Genomic DNA, 6,721 nt, shown 5'->3' with positions numbered 1-6,721 from the left:
CATCGTAGCGCGCCCGTGGCTTTTTTATGCTCCCCCGATGAAGGTACCGACCTGAATACAGAAGGCACGCACTTCGGCTCTCCATCCGTAACACCCCCGAAGTGGGGCAAAAGAAGACGGCTCCCCCGCTACTGCCAGCGGTAGCGGGGGAGCCGTCGTTATCGGGTGTCAGTGGCTTACTTAGCCAAGACGAGGTAGTAGTTCTTCTTACCGCGCTGTACGAGCAGGTAGCGGTCAGCGATGAGCTGGGCAGAGGTGATGAGGTCATCTGGGCTGGCGACCTTCTCCTTGTTCACGCTCACACCACCCGAGGCGATGAGCTTGCGCAGCTCGCCCTTCGAGGGGAAGACTGCCGCATCTTCGGTGAGGAGGTCAATGACCTTCACACCACCCTGCAGCTTGTCCTTCGAGACTTCGAACTGAGGGACGCCCTCGAAGACGGAGAGGAGCGTAGCTTCGTCGAGTGACTGGAGCTGCTCGCGCGTGCCCTGCCCGAAGAGGATGCCCGAGGCAGCCACAGCGGCATCATAGCTCTCACGGCCGTGGACGAGGACGGTGATCTCCTCCGCCAGACGCTTCTGCAGGGCGCGCTCGTGGGGAGCGGCAGCCTGCTGAGCTTCGAGGCCTGCGATCTCCTCCTGCGTCAGCGTCGTGAAGATCTTGATATAGCGTGCCGCATCGGCATCATTGACATTCAGCCAGAACTGGTAGAAGGCGTATGGGCTCGTGCGCTCGGGGTCGAGCCACACATTGCCACTCTCGGTCTTACCGAACTTACCTCCGTCGGCCTTCGTGATCAGCGGACATACCAGAGCATAGGCCTCACCAGCATCCATACGGCGGATCAGCTCCGTACCCGTGGTGATATTCCCCCATTGGTCAGAGCCCCCCATCTGCAGACGGCAGCCGTAGTGGCGATAGAGATACAGATAATCGTAGCCCTGCAGGAGCTGGTAGCTGAATTCGGTGAAGGACATCCCGTTGGAGTTCTCGCCGCTGAGGCGCTTCTTCACCGAGTCCTTAGCCATCATATAGTTGACCGTGATATGCTTGCCGATGTCGCGGATGAAGCCGAGGAAGCTGTAGTCCTTCATCCAATCGTAGTTGTTCACCAGCACAGCAGCATTGGGGGCATCGCTATCGAAGTCGAGGAACTTAGACAGCTGCTTCTTGATGCAAGCTTGGTTGTGGCGGAGCGTCTCTTCGTCGAGGAGGTTACGCTCGGCGGACTTCATCGAGGGGTCACCAATCATCCCCGTAGCACCGCCGATGAGGGCGATGGGGCGATGGCCTGCCAGCTGGAGGTGGCGCAGCATCATGACCCCGACGAGGTGGCCGATGTGAAGGGAGTCTGCCGTGGGGTCAATACCCAGATATGCAGAGGTACGCTCCTTCTGTAGCTGCTCCTCAGTGCCTGGGAACATATCATGGATCATCCCACGCCAGCGCAGCTCTTCAATAAAGTTGATCATTTTTCTTCTTAAAAAGAGGTGATTATCTGTATGTATAGTGGTACAAAGATAGCTAAAGCCTCGTACCTGCGCCCCTATACGCGCGAGGATAGCTCGCTAATTGAGGGTAAAGGGACTCACCCTATCACGTAGATTTCTCTCATCCAGCGGAGGAAGAAGTGCTATCCCCGCGAAGAAAAAGCCGCCCTCCCGTAGTGGTCTTCTCCTATCCAGGCACGTAGTCTTAAAGACTATGCACGTAAACCCTATCATCCACGTACGTAGATATTAGATCTACGCACGTAGATAGAGCTTATCTACCATTCGTCCGTGACTTTTATTCGCACTCGTAGGAAGTCATTCCACTACTGCTCTCAGCTTTTCTCACCGAAGCAGCGAGCCTCACATAGCACGGTGGCGCAGCGTGTATCGCAAGGTTCTCTTCTCTGGTATTGCTGATTACAAGTTTTTTCTTAGGTTTGCAGTGTGGAGAGAAGCCCTTCTCCATGCAATACAGAGACACAAGAGCACAACGCAACGACACCACTTTCATCTGATCGCGCTATGCACTACACGTTTAGGTACTCTACCACCCTCAAGGTCTACACCGCCCTCTGCGTGATGGCTCTTGGGCTAATCTGCTATCCACTCAGATTACACTCCTGGTTTATGATCGCCCTATACAGCTGGGTGATCTTTACGATGCTCCTCTATTCCATCCTCTCTATGCCCCGTTCGATAGAGGATGACGGAGAGACCGTAGTCCTGAGGCGGCTCTTATGGTCGAAGCGGTATAGCCGCACGACTTACGACATCTCAGAGGTAAGTGGTATGGAGCTGACGAAGAGCTACGCCATCATTGGCTCGCCAGGTTACTTCTGCTATAGTGGCCTCTTCTACAAATCGAAGATGGGCTTCTTCAATCTCGTCGCTACGGAGGAGACGGGTCATTACCTACGCATCCAGCGTAAGGGTGGCAAACGCCCACTCTACATCGCCTACCAGCCTGCCCTATCCTACTAATCACATCTTCCCACACCACCCCAAGCACCACACCTCCCACAAGACCCTCACTACTCCGCACCCTATTCCTCACCATCAGAATGGGTGTCAGCGCAAAGCAACACCATCACTTCCATCTAATCGCGCTATGCACTACACATTTAGGTACTCTACATTCGTCAAGGTCATCACCTTCATTGGCTTGTGGGCCCTTGCACTCATCCTTTACCTTCTGCTGACGGTAGACGGCTTATCATCGTTTGCCTTCGTCCTCTGGGCAGGCGCTTTGGGCCTCATCTACCCTCCCCTCGCTATGCCCCGTTCGATAGAGGATGACGGAGAGACTGTAGTCTTGAAGCGGCTCTTATGGTCGAAGCGGTATAGCCGCACGGCCTACGACATCTCGGAGGTAAGTGGTATCAATTTAATGAATGGTCTCCGTGTCTTCGGCTCGGGAGCTTACTTCGGCTATAGTGGCTACTTCTACAAGACGAAGATTGGGCTCTTCAAGCTCCTCGCTACGGAGGACACAGGCCATTACCTACGCATCCAGCGCAAGGGCAGCAAACGCCCGCTCTACATCGCCTACCGCCCTACCCAATCCTAATCATCGCATCTTCCCACACCCCCAAGCACCACACGACACATGAAACCCTTACTTCTCCGCACCCTATTCCTCACGATCGGAATAGGGAGCCTGTGCTTCCACAGCACGACCGCTTCAGCTCAAGCTACCCAAAAACCCGACAAGCACTATGACTTGAGCGATACCATAGCGCTTACCATCTTCGACTATGCTCAATACCGAGCCTACTACCAAAAGGAATATCGAGATGTCCCCTCCGACCCAAAGTCCTATCGCTGGCTTCAGCTCCTACAAATCGGGAGCAAGTATCAGGGCTACGTCAACTATGGGGAGCTACGCGCTGACTCGATATGGAACGCCTCGATAAAGGCGGGCAAGAGTGATGCCGAACTGCATCCCGAATGGTCTGCAGCTAGGGATGAATCACAGCCCGACGTGAAGCTCCTCTTTGACCGCAACAAGGGCGTCTTAGACGCACACGACAGGGTCTTCATCAACAAGTATCACTACACCGAGCCCATCCCCCAGCAGCAGTGGACGATGGCCGAGGGCGATAGCACGATCTTGGGCTACACGTGCCACAAGGCCACGACCCGCTTCCGTGGACGAGACTACGTCGCTTGGTACACCGAGGAGATCCCCTACCCCTACGGGCCCTATAAGTTCGGTGGTCTTCCTGGTCTCATCACCTGCATCTATGACACCCAGCGCGAGCACATCTACACGCTTGTAGGCTTTGAGAAAGCCCCCGCCTTAGACTACATCTACTACGGCAACGGGCGACGCAAGCCCGCCGAGGGCACACGCGAGGAGGTCAATAAGCTCCAGCGACAGTTCCACGAGCAGCCAAACCTCTTCAAGTCCGATCTTATCACGCCAGCCCCTGGCACTAAGATCAACCGCAAGCCCAAGCCCTATAATCCCATCGAGCTGGAATAACCCCGCATAGCTATGATACGTTTGCTTCTCCACACCCTCCTTCTCGCTATCGGGATGGGGTGCTTGAGCCTTCCCGCCACAGGGCTAGCGCCCAAAGCAGATATTGATCCCAGCAGGGTATATGCCCCGAGTGACAGCACCCCGACGAACATATTCGATCATGCGCTCTACCGAGCCTACTATCTGAAGCAGTATCGAGATGACCCCACTGATCCGCAAGCCTATCACTGGATGCAGATCCTGCAGATAGGTAGGAGCCACCAAGCCTTCCTCGACTATGGCGAACTACGTAGAGACTCCATCTGGCGTGCTGCGGCGCGGGGTAGGAAAAGCTATGGCGAGTTTAGGGCGGAGAGTCGTGCCGCCGCAGATGACACCTTTTCTCATCTCAAGCTCATCTTCGACCGCTCCAAGGGGATGATCAATGCTCACGATGCGATCTTCCTCAGCAAGTACCACTACACTGAGCCCATCCCCCAGCTTCAGTGGACGATGGCGTGGGGCGATAGCACGGTCTTAGGCTACCCATGCCACAAGGCCACGACGCGCTTCCGCGGGCGGGACTACATCGCTTGGTACACCGAGGAGATCCCCTTCCCCTACGGGCCCTTTAAGTTCGGCGGACTCCCTGGCCTCATCACCTGCATCTACGACACCAAGCGCGAGCATATCTATACGCTTGTAGGCTTCGAGAAAGCCCCTTCGGAAGACTACATCTATGAGAATGTGCGACGCGGGTGGTTCGAGACCACGCGGGAAGTGCTGGCGAAGCAACAGAAGTACTTCCACGAGCAGCCCAACCTCTTCACCCCCGACATCCTCACCCCAGACCCCAGGAACAAGGCCATCAAGCGCAAGTCCAAGCCCTACAATCCGATCGAATTAGAATAAATCACCCCTGCTGAGCTATGAAACAGTCCATTCTCCGCACCCTCCTCCTCGCTATCGGGATGGGGTGCCTAAGCCTTCCTGCTACAGGGCAAAAGCCCAAGGTCTTCCCCGACTACACCTATGTATATGAGCCAAGTGACTCCATGCAGATGACCATATTCGACTACGCGCAGTATCGGGCCTACTATGAGAAGCAGTACCGAGACGACCCGTCTGTCCCCCAGGCTTATCACTGGATGCAGGTCCTGCAGATAGGCAAGAGCTACCAAGCCTTCCTCGACTATGGTGCGCTACGTAGTGACTCGATATGGAATGCTTCGGTGAAGGCGAGGAAGAAATATGGGGAATTTGAGGCGGAGAGTGACGCTGCCTATGAAGCCACCTTATCTAATCTGAAGCTCATCTTCGACCGCTCCAAGGGGATGATCAATGCCCACGAGAAGATCTTCATCAACAAGTACCACTACACGGAGCCCATCCCCCAGCTCCAGTGGACGATGGCGCGGGGCGATAGCACGATCTTAGGCTATACGTGCCACAAGGCCACGACGCGCTTCCGTGGACGAGACTACATCGCTTGGTACACCGAGGAGATCCCCTTCCCCTATGGGCCTTTTAAGTTCGGTGGTCTCCCTGGCCTCATCACCTGCATCTACGACACCCAGCGCGAGCATATCTATACGCTCGTAGGCTTCGAGAAAGCTCCGTCAGAGGACTACATCTACGAGGAAGCGCGACGTATGTGGTGGTTCGAGACCAAGCGGGAAGTGGTGGCGAAGCTCCAGAGGAACTACCACGATCAGCCCGACCTCTTCACCTCCGACATCGTCGTCCGTGACCCCAAGAGCAAAGCCATCAAGCATCATAGCAAGCCCTACAACCCGATCGAGCTGGAGTAAAAGCCCCTCTCCCACTTCTCTCCGCCCTATATGAAGACAATGAGACTCCTCCGAGGCATCGTCCTATCACTCTGTATGTGCATCCTCTCCGTAATGAGCGCTGAGGCACAAGAGACCAACATGGCCCCATTCATCGAGAGCTTGATACGTGCCTTCAAATCAATGAAGGCTGACACCGTAAGCAAGGACGTCATTGAGCCCAACCTCTATCGTGCATTCTATAAAGCAGAGTACCATCCTGTTGCGAAAAGCATGGCGCCAGCCTATGAATGGACGCAAGTATTGCAAATCGGTGAAACGGCCCAGCGCTATATAGACCATGGGACCTTGCTGGCTGATTCGATATTTGACGATGGAGTCAAGACGGGCAAGGCCCCTGAAGAGTTCGTCCCAGGACACCATAAGGCAAGCAAGAGCTCCGTCATGGATAGCCACATACTTTTCCTTCAGAGAGAGGGGAAGATGGAGTACTTCGATCGGATCGTCACCGACTACTTCACCTACGTAGATAGTATCCCCCAGCAGCAGTGGGAGCTGGTCGCAGGAGATAGCATCATCGCAGGATACACCTGCCACCGCGCCCAGACTCGCTACCGAGGGCGCGACTACACGGCTTGGTACACCGAGGAGATCCCGCTGAGCTATGGCCCGTATAAGTTCAGAGGACTCCCTGGGCTCATCACCTGTATCTATGATAAGGACCGTGACCATGTCTTCACCCTACAGGGCTTCGAGCGCGCTCCGCTCGGGGAGGTCATTTACCGCAAGAAGAAGTCCTACTTCAAGACGACGAGAGTGCGCCTCCAGCAGGCCATCCGCAACTATATGGCGAACCCCTCGGGCTACAGCACACCGAAGATCAACGTCCAGGGGAAGAAGACCGCCAAGCCACCTAAGCCCTACAACCCTATCGAGCTGGAGTAAATACGTCTCCGCCCTTACCCGATACCACT

At 55.3% G+C, this 6,721-nt stretch carries 7 protein-coding genes; 6 read left to right on the top strand and 1 reads right to left on the bottom strand.

Annotated features, from left to right (window positions below):
- Positions 1-176 precede the first annotated feature (176 nt).
- Positions 177-1,469 (bottom strand): tyrosine--tRNA ligase, encoded by a 1,293-nt coding sequence (gene tyrS, locus HMPREF1323_RS00380; RefSeq protein ID WP_044123816.1) that lies wholly within the window; start codon positions 1,467-1,469, stop codon positions 177-179.
- Between the two features lie 651 nt (positions 1,470-2,120).
- On the opposite strand from tyrS, the gene HMPREF1323_RS00375 reads away from it, so the two are divergent.
- From HMPREF1323_RS00375 to HMPREF1323_RS08915, 6 genes are all read left to right on the top strand, one after another.
- Complete coding sequence (locus HMPREF1323_RS00375) at positions 2,121-2,474, top strand: hypothetical protein (RefSeq protein ID WP_009432167.1); 354 nt, start codon at positions 2,121-2,123, stop codon at positions 2,472-2,474.
- A 127-nt stretch (positions 2,475-2,601) separates the two neighbouring features.
- Positions 2,602-3,060, top strand: coding sequence for a hypothetical protein (locus HMPREF1323_RS09270; RefSeq protein WP_009432131.1), 459 nt, complete (start codon positions 2,602-2,604; stop codon positions 3,058-3,060).
- A 39-nt stretch (positions 3,061-3,099) separates the two neighbouring features.
- Complete coding sequence (locus HMPREF1323_RS08930) at positions 3,100-3,978, top strand: GLPGLI family protein (RefSeq protein ID WP_009432148.1); 879 nt, start codon at positions 3,100-3,102, stop codon at positions 3,976-3,978.
- Between the two features lie 12 nt (positions 3,979-3,990).
- Positions 3,991-4,869, top strand: coding sequence for a GLPGLI family protein (locus HMPREF1323_RS08925; RefSeq protein ID WP_009432154.1), 879 nt, complete (start codon positions 3,991-3,993; stop codon positions 4,867-4,869).
- A gap of 17 nt (positions 4,870-4,886) precedes the next feature.
- On the top strand, positions 4,887-5,768 hold the full coding sequence (locus HMPREF1323_RS08920; RefSeq protein ID WP_009432168.1) for a GLPGLI family protein: 882 nt from the start codon (positions 4,887-4,889) through the stop codon (positions 5,766-5,768).
- Between the two features lie 39 nt (positions 5,769-5,807).
- Positions 5,808-6,692: a GLPGLI family protein gene (locus HMPREF1323_RS08915; protein ID WP_052312343.1), complete on the top strand. Its 885-nt coding sequence runs from the start codon at positions 5,808-5,810 to the stop codon at positions 6,690-6,692.
- Positions 6,693-6,721: the final 29 nt, after the last annotated feature.

This window comes from Porphyromonas sp. oral taxon 279 str. F0450 (genome assembly GCF_000292995.1).
Taxonomy (GTDB): domain Bacteria; phylum Bacteroidota; class Bacteroidia; order Bacteroidales; family Porphyromonadaceae; genus Porphyromonas; species Porphyromonas pasteri.
The sequence above is the reverse complement of the archived record's forward strand: the minus strand, read 5'-3'. Positions and strand labels throughout refer to the sequence as shown.

Excerpts from the sequence above, each read along its gene's own strand:
- HMPREF1323_RS00375 (WP_009432167.1), top strand. The coding sequence starts at position 2,121 with ATGATCGCCCTATACAGCTGGGTGATCTTTACGATGCTCCTCTATTCC.
- HMPREF1323_RS09270 (WP_009432131.1), top strand. The coding sequence starts at position 2,602 with ATGCACTACACATTTAGGTACTCTACATTCGTCAAGGTCATCACCTTC.
- HMPREF1323_RS08930 (WP_009432148.1), top strand. The coding sequence starts at position 3,100 with ATGAAACCCTTACTTCTCCGCACCCTATTCCTCACGATCGGAATAGGG.
- HMPREF1323_RS08925 (WP_009432154.1), top strand. The coding sequence starts at position 3,991 with ATGATACGTTTGCTTCTCCACACCCTCCTTCTCGCTATCGGGATGGGG.
- HMPREF1323_RS08920 (WP_009432168.1), top strand. The coding sequence starts at position 4,887 with ATGAAACAGTCCATTCTCCGCACCCTCCTCCTCGCTATCGGGATGGGG.
- HMPREF1323_RS08915 (WP_052312343.1), top strand. The coding sequence starts at position 5,808 with ATGAGACTCCTCCGAGGCATCGTCCTATCACTCTGTATGTGCATCCTC.